The sequence below is a fragment of the Roseiarcus fermentans genome (assembly GCF_003315135.1).
Lineage (GTDB): Bacteria > Pseudomonadota > Alphaproteobacteria > Rhizobiales > Beijerinckiaceae > Roseiarcus > Roseiarcus fermentans.
The window spans coordinates 314920-332247 of sequence record NZ_QNRK01000001.1 but is presented as its reverse complement, the minus strand read 5'-3'; the positions used below and the strand labels follow the sequence as shown (position 1 = coordinate 332247).

The 17328-nt window shown below is 67.3% G+C and carries 10 protein-coding genes and 1 tRNA gene; 3 read left to right on the top strand and 8 right to left on the bottom strand.

The features are described from left to right. Nucleotides 1-31: 31 nt before the first annotated feature. A complete protein-coding gene (gene xth, locus DFR50_RS01500) occupies nt 32-895 on the top strand; it encodes an exodeoxyribonuclease III (protein ID WP_113887399.1) in 864 nt (287 codons plus the stop codon). Here the strand turns inward: xth and DFR50_RS01495 are convergent. After that, a complete protein-coding gene (locus DFR50_RS01495; RefSeq protein ID WP_113887398.1) occupies nt 856-1821 on the bottom strand; it encodes a PDR/VanB family oxidoreductase in 966 nt (321 codons plus the stop codon). The two genes, xth and DFR50_RS01495, sit on opposite strands and share 40 nt — an antisense overlap. A 9-nt stretch (nt 1822-1830) precedes the next feature. Then, nucleotides 1831-2904, bottom strand: coding sequence for an aromatic ring-hydroxylating dioxygenase subunit alpha (locus DFR50_RS01490; protein ID WP_113887397.1), 1074 nt, complete (start codon nt 2902-2904; stop codon nt 1831-1833). 227 nt (nt 2905-3131) lie between these two features. Between DFR50_RS01490 and DFR50_RS01485 the strand changes: the two genes are divergently transcribed. Beyond that, nucleotides 3132-4301 carry a winged helix-turn-helix domain-containing protein gene (locus DFR50_RS01485; protein WP_170152994.1) on the top strand — a complete coding sequence of 390 codons (1170 nt, stop codon included), beginning with the start codon at nt 3132-3134 and terminating at the stop codon, nt 4299-4301. Between the two features lie 129 nt (nt 4302-4430). Here the strand turns inward: DFR50_RS01485 and DFR50_RS01480 are convergent, their stop codons facing one another. The 6 genes from DFR50_RS01480 to DFR50_RS01455 all read right to left on the bottom strand — a co-directional run bounded on the left by DFR50_RS01480 (nt 4431) and on the right by DFR50_RS01455 (nt 15594). Beyond that, nucleotides 4431-5054: an invasion associated locus B family protein gene (locus DFR50_RS01480; protein WP_170152993.1), complete on the bottom strand. Its 624-nt coding sequence runs from the start codon at nt 5052-5054 to the stop codon at nt 4431-4433. A 205-nt stretch (nt 5055-5259) separates the two neighbouring features. Next, a complete protein-coding gene (locus DFR50_RS01475) occupies nt 5260-9303 on the bottom strand; it encodes a beta strand repeat-containing protein (RefSeq protein ID WP_113887395.1) in 4044 nt (1347 codons plus the stop codon). A 465-nt stretch (nt 9304-9768) separates the two neighbouring features. Continuing rightward, nucleotides 9769-11397, bottom strand: a complete 1629-nt coding sequence (locus DFR50_RS01470; protein ID WP_170152992.1) for a ShlB/FhaC/HecB family hemolysin secretion/activation protein — start codon at nt 11395-11397, stop codon at nt 9769-9771. A gap of 857 nt (nt 11398-12254) precedes the next feature. Then, a tRNA-Thr gene (locus tag DFR50_RS01465) sits at nt 12255-12329 on the bottom strand. Nucleotides 12330-12625: 296 nt separating this feature from the next. Beyond that, nucleotides 12626-13774, bottom strand: a complete 1149-nt coding sequence (locus tag DFR50_RS01460; protein WP_113887393.1) for an alkene reductase — start codon at nt 13772-13774, stop codon at nt 12626-12628. A 305-nt stretch (nt 13775-14079) separates the two neighbouring features. After that, nucleotides 14080-15594, bottom strand: coding sequence for a cyclic nucleotide-binding domain-containing protein (locus DFR50_RS01455; RefSeq protein ID WP_147262628.1), 1515 nt, complete (start codon nt 15592-15594; stop codon nt 14080-14082). A gap of 769 nt (nt 15595-16363) precedes the next feature. Between DFR50_RS01455 and DFR50_RS01450 the strand changes: the two genes are divergently transcribed. Next, complete coding sequence (locus DFR50_RS01450; protein WP_170152991.1) at nt 16364-17263, top strand: PRC-barrel domain-containing protein; 900 nt, start codon at nt 16364-16366, stop codon at nt 17261-17263. Nucleotides 17264-17328: the final 65 nt, after the last annotated feature.

Genomic DNA, 17328 nt, shown 5'->3' with positions numbered 1-17328 from the left:
CGTCGTTTTCTTCGCTGACCCGCGGCGGCCGATGAAGATCGCGACCTTCAACGTCAACGGGGTCAACGGCAGGCTGCCCGTGCTCCTGCGCTGGCTGGACGAAGCTCGGCCGGACATCGCCTGCCTTCAGGAGCTCAAGGCGGCGCCCGACCGGTTTCCGGCAGGGCCTGTTCGCGACGCCGGCTACGGCGCGATCTGGCGGGGCGAGAAGCGCTGGAACGGCGTCGCCATCCTCGGGCGGGGGGTCGATCCGATCGAGACGCGGCGCAGCCTGCCGGGCGATGCCGACGACGCCCCGAGCCGCTACATCGAAGCGGCGGTGCGGGGCGTGCTGGTCGGCTGCGTCTATCTGCCCAACGGCAATCCGGCGCCGGGGCCGAAGTTCGACGCCAAGCTGCAATGGTTCGACCGACTCGCGGCGCACGCGAGGACCCTGCTCGACAGCGGCGCGCCGGTCGTGCTCGCCGGCGACTTCAACGTCATGCCGACCGATCTCGACGTCTACAAGCCCGAGCGATGGGTCGACGACGCGCTGTTCCGCCCCGAAGTCCGCGACGCCTTTCGACGCCTCGTCGACCAGGGCTGGACCGACGCGCTGCGCGCCGCGCATCCCGACGCGCGGGTGTACACGTTCTGGGATTATGTCCGGAACGCTTTCGGCCGCGACGCCGGGCTGCGAATCGACCATCTGCTGCTCGCGCCGTCCGTGGCCGCGGGCCTCCTGGCGGCGGGCGTCGACCGCGAGGTTCGCGGATGGGAAACGGCCAGCGACCACGCCCCGGCATGGGTCGAACTCACGATCGCCACAGGCGCCGGTCGCGGCGCGCGGCGGCGGGCCGGCAAGAAACAGGTGGATCAGCGGTCCGGCGTGTCCAGCGTGATCTCGCTCCCGTAGACGCGCGACACGCAGGTGCAGAGTTTGGCGTTCGCCGCCTTCTCCGCATCGCTGAAGAAGACGTCGCGGTGATCGACCACTCCGTTCAGGCCGAGGATCGGCAGGGCGCACAGCCCGCATTCGCCGCGCCGGCAGTCGGCGATCATCTCGACGCCGGCGGCTTCCAGCGCGTCGAGCAGGCTCTGCGTCGCCGGCACGTGGATCTCCTTGCCCAGCCTCGGGATCTTGAGGGCGAAGGGAACCGCCGGCCAGCGCCCGCTCGCGCCGAAGGTCTCGAACCGCAGGCGGTCCGGCGGCCGCCCGCTTTCGGCCCACGCCCGCCGCGCCGTCTCCAGCATGCCGATCGGGCCGCAGACGTAAACCTCGCCGTCGGCGTCGAGCCGGGCGATCTCGCCCGCGACGTCGACCCGCCCCCTCTCCTCGCCGATCACGATCTCGAGGCGGTCGCCGATCTCGCCGCGAAGCTCGTCGGCAAGCGCCAGGTCGGACCGGCTGCGACAGGCGTAGACGAGGCGGAAGCGCGCGCCCGCGCGTTGAAGCGCGAGCGCGTGCGAGAAGATCGGCGTGACGCCGATCCCGCCCGCCAGCAGAAGATAGTCGGGCCGCCCGAGGGTGAGGCCGAAATGATTGCCGGGCGCCGAATGGGCCAGCCGCGAACCGGGCGCGAGGCTCCACATATAGGCGGAGCCGCCGCGCGAGGCTTCGAGCCGCTTGACCGCGATCCGATAGGCGCCGTCCGCGCACGGCCCCACGACCGAATAGGAGCGGACGTCGGGCCGGTCGCCGATCATGACGGACACGTCGAGGTGGCTCCCCGGCGTGGGCGCAACGAAACCGTCCACGGGCTCGATCTCGATCAGGCGGATGGTCGGCGTCAGGGTCCGCGTCGCGCGGACGAAGCCCACCCGGTCGATCGCCTCGGCCATCGCCGTCTCCTATTCCGCGGCCTGGCCGGGGGCGCGGGTCGCTTGCTCCCGCGCGACCAGACGGTCGATCAGGCGCCGCGCCCACAGCGCCCCGGCGTCGATGTTGAGATTGTAGAAGGGCGTGCGCGGATTGCGCGCGATCGCGCGCTGCTGCGCCTCGAGCACGACGTGGTCCTGGTCGTACACCCCCCGTCCCTCATCGACATGGCCGCGGCGAAGGCTGTCGGTGAGCTGGTCGTCGTCGACGCGGAACGTGCGCACGAAATTCCAGAAGTAATGACAGCTCGTCTCGGTTTCGGGCGCGATCGCGGCGAGGAAGGCGCCGTTGACGCCTTGCGACCGGTCCCCTGCGCGCGCGCCGGTTCCGGTCGGCGCGACGCCGACGTCGCCCACGACCACCGCCGGCGCCTGGAAGGTGACGATCTGCCACCGATCGACGCGTCCGGGCTTGCCGAGCAGCCGGCCCCAGAAGGGCGGGGCGTCGATGTCGATCATCCAGCGCGTCATCGTCGCCGTGCGGTCGGTGTGCGTGACCTCGAACGGCGCGTCGAGGATGGCGTCATGGCCGATGCTTCCAGAATGGACGTAGGTCTCGTGGGTGAGATCCATCAGATTGTCGACGACGAGGCGCCAGTCGCACTTGAGGCTGGTGAACGCGCCGCCTTCGCCTCGCCATTCGGTTCCGTCGTTCCAGTGGAAGTCGGGCATGGCGGATTCGTCCGCCAAAGCGGGATCGCCGGGCCAGACCCACACCAGACGATGCCGCTCGACCGCCGGATAGGCGCGCACGCACGCGGCCGGGTTGATCGTCGACTGCGCCGGCATGTGCGTGCAGCGTCCGGACGCGTTGAAGACCAGGCCGTGATAGCCGCAGACCACTTCGTCGCCGGCGAGCCGCCCCATCGACAGCGGCAGGAGCCGGTGCCAGCAGGCGTCCTCGAGCGCCGCCACGCCGCCGTTCGGACGACGGTAGAGGACGATGTCCCGCCCGCACAGGGTGCGCGGAAGGAGCGCGGGCTGGACCTCGTGGCTCCAGGCCGCCGGATACCAGGCGTTCAGCGGGAAGGGTTGGCCGCTCGCCATCGCGTTCCTCCTGATGACCGACCGGCCGTAACGGGAGGCGAGGCTTTCGCCGGCCGGCCGCAGTCGATGCTCCCATACCACGAACCCGCGCCGGGCGCCGCCGTTCCTGGAGCGGCGCGGCCCGCGTTCGATTCGCTGGAGGTTCGGCCTTGACGCTTCGAGGGAGGGGACGCCACTTCGCGGGATCGAAGCGATTTGCGTGCGGCGGCAGGCCGGGGGGATGACAGGTGGAGCAACTCTCGTCGGCCGAGGCTCGGCGGATCGCGTTGGCGGCGCAGGGATTCGGCGTCCGGCGCCCGGGCAAGGTCACCGCCGCGCAGTGGCTGCGGACGATCGACAGGCTCTCGCTCCACCAGATCGACAGCGTCAACATCCTGGTGCGCGCTCACTACCTGCCGGCCTTCTCGCGTCTCGGGCCCTACGATCGGTCGCTGATCGACGCGGCGGCCTGGGGCGGCCGGCGGCAGCGGCGGCTGTTCGAATATTGGGCGCACGAGGCCTCGCTCGTGCCGGTCGCCTTGCACCCGCTGCTGCGCTGGCGCATGGCCAGGGCCGAGCGCGGCGAAGCCGGCTGGAAGGGCCTGCGCGTCTTCGCGACCGAGCGCAGGGCCGAGGCCGAGGCGGCGCTGGAGCGCATTCGCAAGGAGGGTCCGCTCGCCGCCTCCGATTTCGAGGAAACGCGCGAGCGTCAGGGCTGGTGGGAATGGAGCGACGCCAAGCGCGCGCTCGAATGGCTGTTCTGGGCCGGCCGCATCACCACGGCGACGCGCCGCGGCGGTTTCGAGCGCGTCTACGACCTGACCGAGCGGGTCATTCCGGCCGCGATCCTGGCTCTGCCGACGCCTGGCGAGGCCGAGGCGCACCGCGCGCTGATCGAGCGTGCGGCGCTGGCGCTCGGCGTCGCCACCGCGCTCGAACTGCGCGACTATTTTCGTCTCGGCCCGGAAGAGGCGAGAGCGGCGGTCGAGACCCTCGTCGAAGCCGGCGTGCTGCGGCCGGTCGAGGTCCAGGGCTGGGACCGGCCGGCGTTCCTGCACCGCGACGCCCGGCTGCCGCGACGCCTCTCGGCCCGGGCGCTGCTCGCCCCCTTCGACCCGCTGGTCTGGGAGCGGTCGCGCGCCTTCCGCCTGTTCGGTTTCCACTACCGGATCGAGATCTATACCCCCGCCGACAAGCGGCTCCACGGCTATTACGTCCTGCCCTTCCTGCTCGGCGACCGGCTCGTGGCGCGGCTCGACCTCAAGGCCGACCGCCAGGGCGGCCGGCTTCTGGTCCATGCCGTGCACTTCGAGCCGTCCGCCCCCGCCGACGCGATGGACGCGATCGCCGAGGAACTCGGCGCCATGGCCGACTGGCTCGGGCTCGACCGCGTGGTCCTGCCGGCCGGGATCGGCTGAGAGGACGGGTTCGAACCGTACGCAGTCAGGCCGGGGGCAGGCATCCGGCGGTCCGCGGTCGCGATCCGCAGCGCCAGTTCTGCAGCACGCCCGTTCAGGGCTGCGATGCGGGAACACACGTTGCAGGGTCTACGGCTTCTTGGCCGTGACCAGCGCGCCCGGGATGGCCCGGTTCAAGGCGGCGAGAGCCGGACCGAGTCCTTGGAACGAGAGTTCCACCGCGGATTCCCGGCCAGACCCATCGGTCCAGAGGATGCGGCGGCCGCCCGTCTCGTCCTTCCAGCGGCGCAACACGTCCTCCGTGAGGGGCGCGTTGGCGTAGCAGCCCCCCGGAATGCATTTCAGCCAGACGAAAAGCAGGCCGTCCACATCCTTGCCGTTGAGGGATAAACGCGGCGGAGTGGGAAAGGCTATGTTGACCGGCAAAGCGATCGTCAGATGCAACGGGTCCGTCTTCTTCAAGCGCCCGATGGCGACTTCGGCGACCGGATATTGCTGGTCTTGAGCATGGATCAATTGCGCTGCTTCACACACGCGCTCGGCATCGACGCCATCGCCGAGCCGCTGGCAACGCATGATCCAATCGCCATAGCGGGCGGACGTGCTGGTCGGCTCAGCTTCGCTGGCGCGAGGAGCCTCCGGCGTCACCGAGGGCGCCGGCGGCTGGACCGTTTGCGCGAGGGACAGAGAGCCGACGGCAAGGAACGGGATCACGCCGCAAATCGCTGCGAGAAAACCTGGCGTTGAGTGCATGGTCCACCTCATCGGCGCAAGACGCGGTTGGGGTCGATTGGTTCGAAACGGTCGGAGATCGGATGGCGGCCATTCGTCCTTCCGGCCAAAGCCTGCGGACGCAAAGCCGTCGCCGCCGAGGATCCATGCCTGGCGGGTGTCCCGGGCTCGACTCGCTTCGCGTTCGCGCGCGCAGGGGGGCCGTCGTCATGCGAGGTCTTGTTTCTCACTCGATCGGAAAAGCGCCATCGGCGGCTGCGCCGCGGCGAGCGTCCCAGGGTTCATAGCGCCACCGTTCGCAGGAACCCAAATCCCGACCCGTCAATTCGACCGTGCCGAAACGATGGAATCGCCGCCACACGCTCTCCGGCGAACAGGCTAGCGAACGGGAATCCGAAAATAGATTCGCCCATAGGTCATTAACGGCGCCGGGGATGACAATCGCACTGAAGCTGCTTGGGAAAAACAGGGATTGTCCGATATCGACGAACGGGGCCGGCGGTATGGGCGGTATGATATAAGGGGGCGCGCCGTTGGCGATGATGGTCAGCAACCCAGACGTCGGCAGCAGATAGTTCGAGGCCAGCCCATTGCCGCCGGCGACCGACAGCGCAAGGCCCGACAGGGTCCCGATCGTCGTCCCGACATCGGGGCTGGGCGCGGTTCCGGTTCCGGCGGTCAGCGACAGGGTCTCGCCATTGACCCCGCCGGCGACCGCGAGCTGGCCGACCACGAAGCCGGTCGTCCCATCATAAACCTTGGCGCCGGTTACCGACGCGGGCGCCTGCGTAATGGTCAGCGCGGTCGAATTGCCGGCCGCCTGGACGAAGCGGTAATTGCCGGAGTTGGGGGTGAGGCCGCCGCCGGCGATCAGATAGCGGCCGACATTGCTCGACGGCGTCGCCGGCGTGGTAAAGCTCAACGTGCCGGTGGTCGAATTGGCCTGGGTGTCGTCCCCCTGATAGCCCGTCGTCGTCCCGGACAGCGCCGGATTGGCCGCGCCATACGTCCGGCTCGCTGGGTTCGCGACATAGGTCAGCGCCGCCTGGGTGATGGTCAGCAGCCCCGTCTCCGGCAGCAGATAGTTGGAGGCCAGCGCATTGCCGCCGCTGACCGCCAGCTCGAGCCCCGACAGGGCCCCGCTCGCCGTCCCGACATTGGGGGTTTCCGCGGTTCCGGTCCCGGCGGTCAGCGACAGGGTCTCGCCGTTGACCCCGCCGGCGACCGCGAGCTGGCCGACCACGAAGCCGGTCGTGGCGTCATAGACCTTGGCGCCGGTCACCGTCGCCAGGGCCGGCGCCACCGTGAGAGCGCCGTCGCCATACGTGATCTGGTATCCTTGCTGATTGGAATAGAGCCCGCTCGGCGTAATGGCGTAGCCGCCGGCGTTGACCGCGCCCTGCGAACTCCCGCCGTAAGTCACAGCGCCGAGCACGGTGCCGACGGCAGGCGTGACGGAGTACGTGACGCCGTTACCGCCCGAAAAGGCCTGCCCATTGTAGGTCTTGTTGGCATTGTTGGCTGTCACCGTCAGCGGCGCCATGAAATGCCGCAGCAGTGGGTCCGTCAGTCCGTTGTAAATAATCCAGGTGTTGACGAAGTCCCATTCGACGAAATTCGATTGCTGCATCATTTGAGCGCTGGTGAGTCCGATTGCCTCCGGTGCTCCCGCAGATGTCGCTTGCCCTGATGTCTCGGTATTCCAGTAGCTGCTGTATACATCGCCGGTGCTAGATCCCAACAACCCCCCAACACTCGACGAGCCGGTCACGGCGCCGGTGGAGTAAACGTGGGTTATTGTACCTGTGCTGCCTCCGATTAACCCGCCCACGCTACTGCTGCCGCTCACGTTCCCGGTCGCATAACTATCCGTGACCGCCCCGGTGCTGCCTCCGATCAAGCCGCCGACACTGCTCGTTCCGGTTACGTTTCCAGCGGCGTAACTATCGGTGACCGGGCCGGTGCTGCCGCCGACCAACCCGCCGACACTGCTCGTGCCGCTGACGTTTCCAGTCGTGTAGCTGTCGCGGATCGAACCCGTATTGCTCCCCGCCAGGCCGCCCAGACTCGAGGTCCCGGTGACAGAGCCGGTGTTGTAGCTATTCACGATGGCCCCGCCGGTATTGCTTCCCACCAGTCCGCCGGTGCTGCTTGTCGCTAAGACACTTCCGCCGACCAGGCCGACATTTCGAATCACCGAACCCGTGCCGGTGGATCCGAAGAGACCGACATCGGCAGTAGCCGGACGATTGATCGTCAAACCCGTGATCGTATGTCCAAGACCGTCAAAAGTTCCGTTAAACGGCAAGCCCACTGTTCCAATCGGAGTAAAGCCTGCGCCGGCGTTCCAGCCGGCGGTCGCCCCCGCCGCGATATCACTGCCGAGCGCGTAATGAGCGGTCAGATCCGAGGACGCCACCCCCTGAAGACTTGGCTGCGCCGGCGGGACGACCGCGTCCTGAGCGATCCCGAGGCTGTTGATAATTGTATAGGCAAAGCCGCCGATCGACAGACTCGGGGTCGCCCCGGACAAGGTGATCGACGCAAGCTGCACATTGAACGTCCCGCTTCCACTCGCAGGCGCGCTTCCAACGGCTGTGTTTGGATTGATAACGATCCCGGCGGTGTCTCCTGTCGCCGTGATATTGGCATAGACGTTGACGTCATTGGAGGCGGTCAGCGTGAGCGTGGTGTTCGTGGTCCACGCGATCGGGGAATAGACGTTCAGGTTCCCCAAACCGGCACCTGGCGTGGCGCTGGTCTGAAGCACGACGTTGGTCCCGCCGTTCAACGCCGCGTCGATGTCGGTGTTCAGGACGGCGCCGCCCGCGCCGGTGGAGGTCCAGGTCCCGGCGGGATTCTGATTTGCGGTGGTGGCGGCCCCGCTGACATTCAAGTCGTACGGATCGAGCAGCCACACGCCGGCCGCGCCGTGCGGCGCCGACGCAGTCACCGCGGCGCCCGCGACATCCAGGATGTGGCCCGACGTTTCGATCTTGCCGCCGCCGCCGGAGCCCGCGCCTTGCGCGGCGAGCGCGCCATGGATTGTGGTGGAATTGTCCGACCAGACCACGATCTGGCCGCCGTCGCCGTCTCGAGTCGCATTGGCTGTCAGCGTCGCCCCCGACGCGATGCGGACGGTTCCGGCGTCGGCGAGCGGCCCTGCGCCTTGCGGGCCGCCGCCGATCAGAAGACGACCGCCGCCCGTCGCGCCGGAAACGTCGAGGGTCGCGGAGCCGATGGAGAGCGTGTCGCCAGTGACGCTGATGGCGCCGCCCCTGGCGCCCCAGCTCAGCGCCTTGAGACTCGCCTTGTCACCGATGGCGACATCGGCGCCGGTTATGGCGATGCTCCCGCCATCGGCCGGCGCCAATGCGGATCTGGCCGCGGCCGCGGCCCTCGCGTTGCGGATCGCCGAGGCCGATCTGACGGAAGCCGCGCGGGCCGCGCTTCGTCCGGCCGAGACATCGAGGCTGCCGGAGACATTGACCTTTCCGCCGGCGCCGCCGCCGAGGACGATCGAACCGGAATGGCCGGAGAGTGAGCGGGCGGAGAGCGCGCCGGAAACGTTCACGGCATTGCGGATCGCCTGCTTGACCGTAGCCGCCTCGAGCTCAATCGATCCGCCTGGCGCGTTGATGCGGCCCGAAACGTCGACCAACCCCCCGCCGGCGGCAGCCTTGGAGGCGGTCGGGACCGCGACTTGCATGAAGCCGTCGCCATTGACGTCGAGCGTGACCGATTCGCCTGACCCCAGCCCGACCTTTCCGAGCTGGACCCGGACGGTCCCCGAATTCGACGCTGTGCCGCCGATCAGCCCGACGAAGCCGCCCTTGCCGGCGGAAATCCGGCCGGCGTTGCTGACGGTGGCCGAATGGCCATTGCCCTTGAACGTCCGCTTGCCGCTCATGAAGTCGTCGTCGCTGATGCCGAGCGTCGAGCCGACGAAGCCGCCGCCGACCTGAACGATTCCGGTCTTGGTGATCGCGACGCCGTTCGGATTGACGAGATAGAGTTGGCCGTTGGCGTTCAGCCGCCCGGCAAGGGTCGAGGGCGTCCCGCCAGTCACCCGGTTGAGCGCGGCCGAACCCGCGTTCGGCTGGTGGTAGGTGACAATGTTGGACTGGCCTATCGAAAACGAGTTCCAGTTGATGACAGCATTCTGGGAGCCCTGATTGACCGTGAGGCTGTTGTTCGCGGGAGCGCCGATCGTCGCCTGGCCGGCGGCGACCGAGCCGCCCTGCGGCAGAACGCCGAGACCTCCGGCCATCGATGACGCAATGGGGCCGAACCCGAACCCGGCGCTCGCGGTAACCGCGAGCCATCGGCGTAGACTGCGTCGCGACGGACCGGCAAGAGCGAACACGCGTGTTGACAAGATATCCTCCGCAAAGCGAGGAAAAAATTCAATAAGTTGACTTATGTAAGCTACTTATATTTGACCATCTTGACTTCTATTACAAGAGTTTATTTATTTTGCTCTGCGGAAAAATGGCCGCCCTGGTGCTTAGCTGCCCCGCTTACCCACGCCAAGCACGGGTTGTCTGGCGATAACACTCGCGGAGAGGAGAGCGAAGTCTGCGGACGGCGGTTCGTTATTCTTCTGGCGCTCAGTTGATAGCAACGCCAGGCCAGTCATGGCATGACTACAGCGGCCTATTTTGCCGAAGCGCCAACGCTCCCGAACAAGCGGGTGATCTCATCGGATTGCGCATGGACCTTCGCCGCGGCGGGCTCAGAAGTGGAGGCTCAGCACCCCATTGAAGCGCCAGCCGTGCCCAACTGTCGCCAGGTTCGAATATTGTCTCGCGGCCTCGAGGCCGAGGGTGGCGCCCTGATAGCCGTTCGGCAGGTCGAAGCCGCTGCGCAGGCCAGCGCCGAAAGAGCCGGCGTGAATTGTGCCGACTTCGAGCACGGTCGGGTCAAGCAGCCGTCCAACGCCGGTCGCCCCGAAGGCGTAAGGGGTCACGACGACGGGGACGGTGGCGGCGCCCGCGATAACGAAGGGCCGGCCCAGTTCGCCCCGCAGCGAGACGCCTTCATCGACGTTCAGCGTGCCGATCGGGTAGCCTGAGACGGCGAGCGGGCCGTCGAGCTGGAACTGCTCAGGCTGCAGCACCGGCTGGCCGAAGGACGTCTGTCCGCGACCAATCAGATCCAGCCGGAACGATTCCGGCAGAGGCTGGCTGAGACGCGCGTCAGCAGTGATCTTGGAGAAATAAGGGCTGGCGCCCAGCCGCGACAACGGAATGCCCGAGACGGACACATCGGCGGCGCCGCGCCCGCCGACGCCATGCGAGAAAACCGCCGAAGCCTGCAGCGCCTCGCCCAACCAGGGAAGCCCGGCTTCATAAACCGCGCCGGCCCGAAGCGCGCTGTATCGGTCGCTGTTCAAGTCGGTCGCAAAGACAGGCAGGTAGACATTCTGGATGATGTATTCGTAGGCGCCGGTCAAGGTCAGGGTCTCGGACCGGGTGCGGATCAGCGGATAGGACGTCCGCAGCGCGACGCGCTGGAACCGACCGGTGTTGGCGAGGGCGCTGGTCCCTGGCGTCGGCTGGCTGCGGGAATTGGTGTATTCCGGGTTCAAAGTCCAGCCGTCGAGGCCAAGCGGGATCACCGCCCCTCCGCCGACGACCCACAGCGGCGAGTTCATATTCGGCGTAGAAATATCGGCAGAGGTCAGGGCCGAGGCATAAAACTGCTCGCCAAACCCGAACGGCGAGTTGACCGCGAGATCGGCGCCATAGCTCCACGTGCCCAGCGCAGTGGGCAGATGGTTGTCGATCGTGACCGCCCCGGTTACGGGCTGATCTGTGCCCTCGAGCACCAGGAGCGCGCCGCCCGGGGTCGCGCCGCGCGCGAGCGTGCTCTTCAGCCGCAACCCCGGCGCGTCGCCGGCGATCAGAAGACTTCGTTCGATCTCGGCCAGCGTGATGTGCCGGCGACCGACGAGTGACGCCGTTCGGGCGGCGACCAGCGCCCGAACCCGCTCCGCCACATTGTCGACCTCAACCCTTTCGATGAAACCGTCGATGACGACGATCCGGACGTCGCGGCGGTCGCTGAGCTTTTGCGGGGGCACCGTGACCCGGACGAGAACGTAGCCGGCGCGGGCATAGGCCTGCTCCAGCGCGTTGGCGAATTCATAGATTTGCGCGGCCGTGATCCGCCGCCCCTCCAGGGGCTGGGCGAGCGCGCGGGTCTCGCCTTCGAGCTCGGGAAAACCTCCCTCGATCGCGAAGCGGCGAACGATAATGTTCGATCGCTCCGCCCCGGCCGGCGCTTGCAGGGCTTCCGCGCCCGGGACCGTCAAGCCGACCGGCGCATTCGTCGGAGCGGGCCTCAGAGTCTGCGGCGTCACCTGGCTCGGCGCCACAACGACCTGCGCGTGGGCGACGAGCGGGCAGCCGAGAAGGGCGGCGGGGATTGCCAGCGCACACCTAAGTGACGACGAAATCTTTGACCGACGATGGGGCAATGAATGCGACCCTTCACGCAATATTAGCAAGCGCAACTTTGCCTCCTGCCCAGCCTAAGGTTTTGTAAGCAGTCGATTCGTCGGATAGCTTGCCCTCGATACGCCGTGAGCGACAATCCGTTCAAGCCGTACAAACAGCGTATTTTCTAAAGAAATATTCAGAAATGACGAGGTCAAGCTTCAATTGGATAGATAAATTCACTTTACCAACTTCAACAGGCGACGCCTCGACACATATCCTTTGGATGGCATTGGAACAGCATTCTCATTTATTACAATACGTCCTGGGATTACATCGCAAAACCCTCAGAAGCCCGGCCCTTATTGCAGATCGCCGATGGCGCGACACCCCTTCCGCGTGTCAATCCGCAGGGCGAGGCTGGGTCAGCGGAAGGTATTGCGGCTTTCCACCCTGATGACCGACGTCTACTTCGACTGAGCTGTTTCGTGCTTCGATCTGGACGTCCGCGATCAAACGCTTGAAGGTCCCGGCAGCGCGGTTCGCCCGGCGTCGAGCGTCCGCCAGGCTGTCGCTTTCCGGTCCTTCCCGAGGTTGGCTCGGAGCTCGGACTCCCCGACGATACAGCGAAGCTCCATCGGCGCCGCCACCCGCGCAGAAAACCCCATTCCTTGCGCGCGGCGCCCGCCACACCGGGCCCCGTTTTGCAACGGACCTTGTCAGGGCGATTCGGACAAGCGGTCCAATTTGCGGCAGGGTTTTGAGACGGCGGGGATTTTGCTGGTGCTGCAAGAGAGGATTGAACTCTCGACCTCTCCCTTACCAAGGGAGTGCTCTACCACTGAGCTACTGCAGCGTTCGGGCGCCTGGGACGCCGGAACAAGCGCGCGGCTTTTGCCACAGGCGGCGGCTCATGGCAAGCCGACGATGGCCCGCCGAACGGCCGACGGCGGGGCAATCGTCGAAAGGGAGGAATCCCGGCGCGCGATCGGCCGATTCAGCAAGCCGCCGCCCAGGCGAACGCGAGGCGCTTTTTCGCGCAGCCCGCGACGCCCGTCTGGTCCGAGGGCCTCGGATCCCGAGCGTCTGAAAGAATTGTCTCCGAAACGCGCGGCCGAAGCGGACGGCCGCCGTTGCGAGACGGCCGGCTCCTCAGGCCGGCGCCAACGCGCCCGCGTCGGTCGCGGCGCCGCTCTGCGCGAGGGTGGGATAGTCGGTGTAGCCGTGGGCGCCGCCGCCATAGAACGTCTCCTGCTCCATCAGCGGGTTGAGCGGGGCGTTGTCCCGCAGGCGCTCGACCAGATCCGGGTTGGCGATGAAGAGGCGCCCGAACGACACGAGATCGGCGCGGCCGCTCGCGACGGCCTCGATCGCCATCTTGCGATCATAGCCGTTGTTGACCATCCAGACGCCGTCGAAGCAGCCGTGCAGCGCGGGATAGTCGAACGGAATCGTGTACCGGGGTCCGCCGGTTTCGCCCTCCACCACATGCACATAGGCGAGGCCGAACGGATTGAGGCCCTTCACGACGTGCGTGAAAAGGGCCTGCGGATTGCTGTCTCGAGAGTCGCCGGCGGTGGAGACCGGCGAGATCCGGACGCCGAGGCGGGCGGCGCCGATGGCGTCGGCGCAAGCCTCGACCACCTCGAGCAGCAGCCGCGCACGGTTGGCGATCGAGCCGCCATAGGCGTCGGTGCGATGGTTGGTCCCGTCGCGCAGGAAGGCGTCGAGCAGGTAGCCGTGAGCGCCATGCAACTCGACGCCGTCGAATCCGGCCTCGATGGCGCGGGTCGAAGCGTAGCGGAAGTCCCCGACAAGGCCGGGAATCTCGGCGAGGTCGAGCGCGCGCGGCGCCGAGGCGTCGACGAAGCCCTCGTTGGCGATGAAGGTCTTGGTTCTCGCCCGGATCGCGGACGGCCCGACGGGCGCTCGGCCGTCCTTCTGGAAGCTCGTGTGAGAGACGCGGCCGGTATGCCAGAGCTGAACGACGATCGTCCCGCCCTTGGCGTGCACGGCGTCGGTGACGGCCTTCCAGCCCCGCACCTGATCGTCGGTGTAGCAGCCCGGGGTATTCGCGTAGCCCTGCGCCTGGGCCGAGATCTGGGTGGCTTCGGCGATGATCAGGCCGGCCGTGGCGCGCTGGGCGTAATAGTCGACGGCGAACGGACCCGGAACCAGGCCCGGGCCGGCGCGGTTTCTCGTCAGCGGGGCCATCACGATGCGGTTGGCGAGTTTCAGAGCGCCGGCTTGCGCGGGTTCGAACAGGGCCGGGGGCGTGCGGGTGGGGTAAGATCTCTTCAAAGTCTTTCTCCTCGATCGATGATCGGCGCCGCCCGGCGTCGTCGGCGCCGCGGACGGCGTCTCGGAAAGCGCCGACCGCGCTGGAATCCGCTGGCCAATGGGTCACGCGAAACAGGCCGTGGCAAAGCCTCGGAAACTACTCACCCCTCGTGACGCGGTTGACGCTCGGCGTCCCGATCGCCGGGTCGATCCCGGCGTTGTTCGCCGGCGTCGCGATCCATCTGTTTTCGCCGCCGCGATCGGCGTCTTTCTGGGCCCGGCGGCGCGGTCGGTCGCCAAGGCCTCGATCGTACGACCGCTCGCGATCACGCCAGGCCGAAGAGGTCCTTGACGCGCTGGCCGAGCTTCGTCGCCAGCGTTTCGGGGGGCGTGTCGCGGTCCGCGAATCCCTCGATCCGCGCCTTTCCGGCCGCCACGCGCCGCGCGAGGATCTCGCCGAGCCCGGCGGCGATTGCGGGCCTCTGCTCGAATATCGGCGCGAGATCGGCCTTGGCGATTTCGTAGACCGTCGCCTTCGTCAACGCCCGGATCGTGAACATGGTCGCGGCGCCGGCCAGCAGCCCCGCCTCGCCGAAGCTGTCGCCGGGAGCGAGGCGCATCGCTTCCTCTTCTCCTGTCCCGTGGCTCTGAATGGCGACCAGAACGCCGGCGCTCAGGATGGTGAGCGCCTGGGCGACGCTGCCTTGCCTGACGAGAACATCGCCGGCCTTGTGGGTTCTCCGCTTCATTTTCGGGGCGAGCTGGATTCGCTCCGCCTCGGAGAGCGGGGCGAAGATCGGAAGGTGATCGAGCAGGCGGCGCGGCATATCCGCCGCGTCCGGCAGCGCGACGCGCGGCGGCAGCGGCGCAGGACTCCCAGACGGCGGCGCAAGGCGGATGCCCGCCGAGGCGCAGTGCCGGAACACGAGATCGAAGAGTTCGGTCTGCGCGTCGGGCCCCTCCTCGACGTTCGAAACAAAAAACTGAATCTCGTACTCCATGGCGACGGCGTCGAGGCTGCGAACGACAACGGTTGGGATCGGAGCCCGCAGGATCCGATTGCAGCTGAGAAGCGCGGCCTGCAGCGCGGCGCGGCCGCCCGAGGGCGCGACGGTCGGCTCGAGCCGGACGACGATCGTCAGACCGTGCGCCCTCATGGGCTGGCTCGCGTTGATCAGCTCCGCCCTGGCGATGATGCTGTTCGGTATGATCGCGAGGTCGTTGTCGGGCGTGAGAATATGGGTGGCGCGCCAGTCCGTCTCGACCACGCGTCCTTGCGTCCCGCCGTCGAGGATGATCCAGTCGCCCGGATGATAGGGTCGCGCCAGATTGAGCACGATGCCGGAGAAGACGTCGCCGAGCGTGCTTTGGAGGGCGAGGCCGAGCACGATGGCGACGACGCCGGAGGCGGCCAACACGCCGGCGACCGGCATGTCGAAAACATTGGCGACGATGGCGAGGCCGGCGGCGGCATAGATGACGCCGACGAACAGATCCTGCAGGAAACGCGTCTCGCGGGCCTGGCGTTTGAAAACCAGCACGGCTCGGAAGAAGCCGGACAGCAGCCATGACGCCGCGAACCACCAGACGATCTTGAAGACGCTGATGACGAAAAACGCGAAGACGGGGTCGCCTTTCGGCGTCGGCTCGGACGGCGCGACCCCCGCCGACAGCAGCATGGCGGTGAAGCCGGCGAAAGAGGCCAGCTGGCAGAGGAAGCGGGCGACCGGGCTTTGGCGAAAAGCGAGCCGCGTCACGAGAAAGCCGACGACGAGAAAGGCGCCGGCGAGCGCCAAGGCGATCGGAAGCTGCGAGACGGCGCCTGCGAATTCAGCGGTCATGAAGTCCGATTCCGAGGGTTGGCGCAAGGCGCGGGAACGTCGCCTCGGCGACAAGCCGTCCTGCCGCCGGCTCGATGCTGAACGCGGCGACGGGCGGAGAGGAAGGGATCGGAAATGCTCGGGCCGCTGGGCGCGAAGGCGGGCTTGCTACGTGTGTTCCGCCGTTCTGGTCTCGGACTCGCTTCGCAGCCCCGCGCGCTCGGGGCCGCCCTTCTCGCGAGGAGCGTCGGGGCCGCGGCCGCCCGGCGAACCGCGCGGCCAGCAGCGGCCCCGGTCTCATCGACGACTGCTCACGACGCTACCGAGCCGGAACCTCGGCCTGGCCGCGTCCAATCCGGTCAACAGCCGATATGCTGCGAAAACTCGCTCCGTCTCGCCCGTTCATCGGGGTGGTAGGCTTCAGGCTGCGTGTCGTCACGCTGGCCGACCCTCCATAAATCTGTTCCGACCACATCAAGACCCGCGCGGTCAGAATCGGGCGCCCCAAACGACGTGAGCGCGAATGCAGTTCTGAATCGCTTCCAACTCGCTTCGATTGCCTTCCACATCATCAACGCCTCCTGGGTCAGGGCTTGCCCATTGACCTGACATGGGCTGGCGAAGGGAAGAATCGGAATCTACCTACTCGAGGGTCGCCGATCGCCGGCTGAGTACATTCCGACGCTGCCACAACCTCGTATCCAGGTTTAGCAGGGAGCGTCGGCGGTCCAGTTGGCGGGATCGTCTTTTGTTGACGGTTGGCTCAAGCCGACGTCGAGGACCAATCACGATGACTCGCAATCTCCGTCTTCGCCCAATCCTCGCTTGCCTTTGTCTCTTTGCGACGGGTCCGCTGCTGGCCGCCCCGACCGCCGGGACGGAAACGGCGAATCCCCCCGCGACAGGCAGCGCCGCGTCTCCGGCCGGGTCCGCGGATGCGTGTCGGAAGGATCTGAAAACCTTCAGTCAGCAGATGGCGAAGGACGGCTATTGGGTGGCCGGGGAAGGTTACAGCCTCGGTTACCCCATGGGCGCTGCGGGCTTCGGAATCTACGGCGGGATGATCAGCGAATCCGGCATTCAAGCCCGCTCCGCCTCTGCGGGGCCCAGCGACTACAACGGGCGGCCCGGCTACGAGGTGCGCATCCTCATGGCCGCCGCGAACATCCTCGCGCGACACGGACTGCAACGGTCTTGTGAGGACATGCTCACGGCGACCCGCGGACTTTACAAGATCTATTTGTCCGACATGCGAAAGGATGGCTCCTCGCCGGTCGACATGCCCGAGTGGCGCCAGCGACAGATCGCCGGCGCCGTCGCCGTCACCGGGTCGAACGTCGCCTTCCGCTCCGACGAGTTGCTGGGCGCCGAGGTGCGAAGCCCCGATGGCGTGGCGCTCGGCAGCGTCGACGACCTGGTCCTGAATCCCGCGACGGGAAGGCTCGGCTATCTGGTGATCGCGCGAGGTGGATTCTTTGGTTTCGACGAAACCCGCATCCCGATTCCCTGGGACCATTTCAAGGCTGCGCCCAACGCGAGCCTCCTGGTGCTGGACACGACCGAGGGCGTGCTCGACGCCGCGCCCCGGGTCGGCAAGGCCACGTTCTCGGTTGGCGCAAGCGCCGATAGCGACAGCCGGAAAGTGGACGACTACTGGCGGGCGAACCTGCCGGTCGAGGTGGGGCCCTGACGCGACCGGGGGGCGGCCCGCGTTACGCCGCCCGCCGGTCGAGCGGCTTGAAGCGTCCTGCTCGT

Excerpts from the sequence above, each read along its gene's own strand:
- DFR50_RS01490 (WP_113887397.1), bottom strand. The coding sequence starts at position 2,904 with ATGGCGAGCGGCCAACCCTTCCCGCTGAACGCCTGGTATCCGGCGGCC.
- xth (WP_113887399.1), top strand. The coding sequence starts at position 32 with ATGAAGATCGCGACCTTCAACGTCAACGGGGTCAACGGCAGGCTGCCC.
- DFR50_RS01480 (WP_170152993.1), bottom strand. The coding sequence starts at position 5,054 with ATGCACTCAACGCCAGGTTTTCTCGCAGCGATTTGCGGCGTGATCCCG.
- DFR50_RS01450 (WP_170152991.1), top strand. The coding sequence starts at position 16,364 with ATGACTCGCAATCTCCGTCTTCGCCCAATCCTCGCTTGCCTTTGTCTC.
- DFR50_RS01495 (WP_113887398.1), bottom strand. The coding sequence starts at position 1,821 with ATGGCCGAGGCGATCGACCGGGTGGGCTTCGTCCGCGCGACGCGGACC.
- DFR50_RS01455 (WP_147262628.1), bottom strand. The coding sequence starts at position 15,594 with ATGACCGCTGAATTCGCAGGCGCCGTCTCGCAGCTTCCGATCGCCTTG.
- DFR50_RS01475 (WP_113887395.1), bottom strand. The coding sequence starts at position 9,303 with ATGGCCGGAGGTCTCGGCGTTCTGCCGCAGGGCGGCTCGGTCGCCGCC.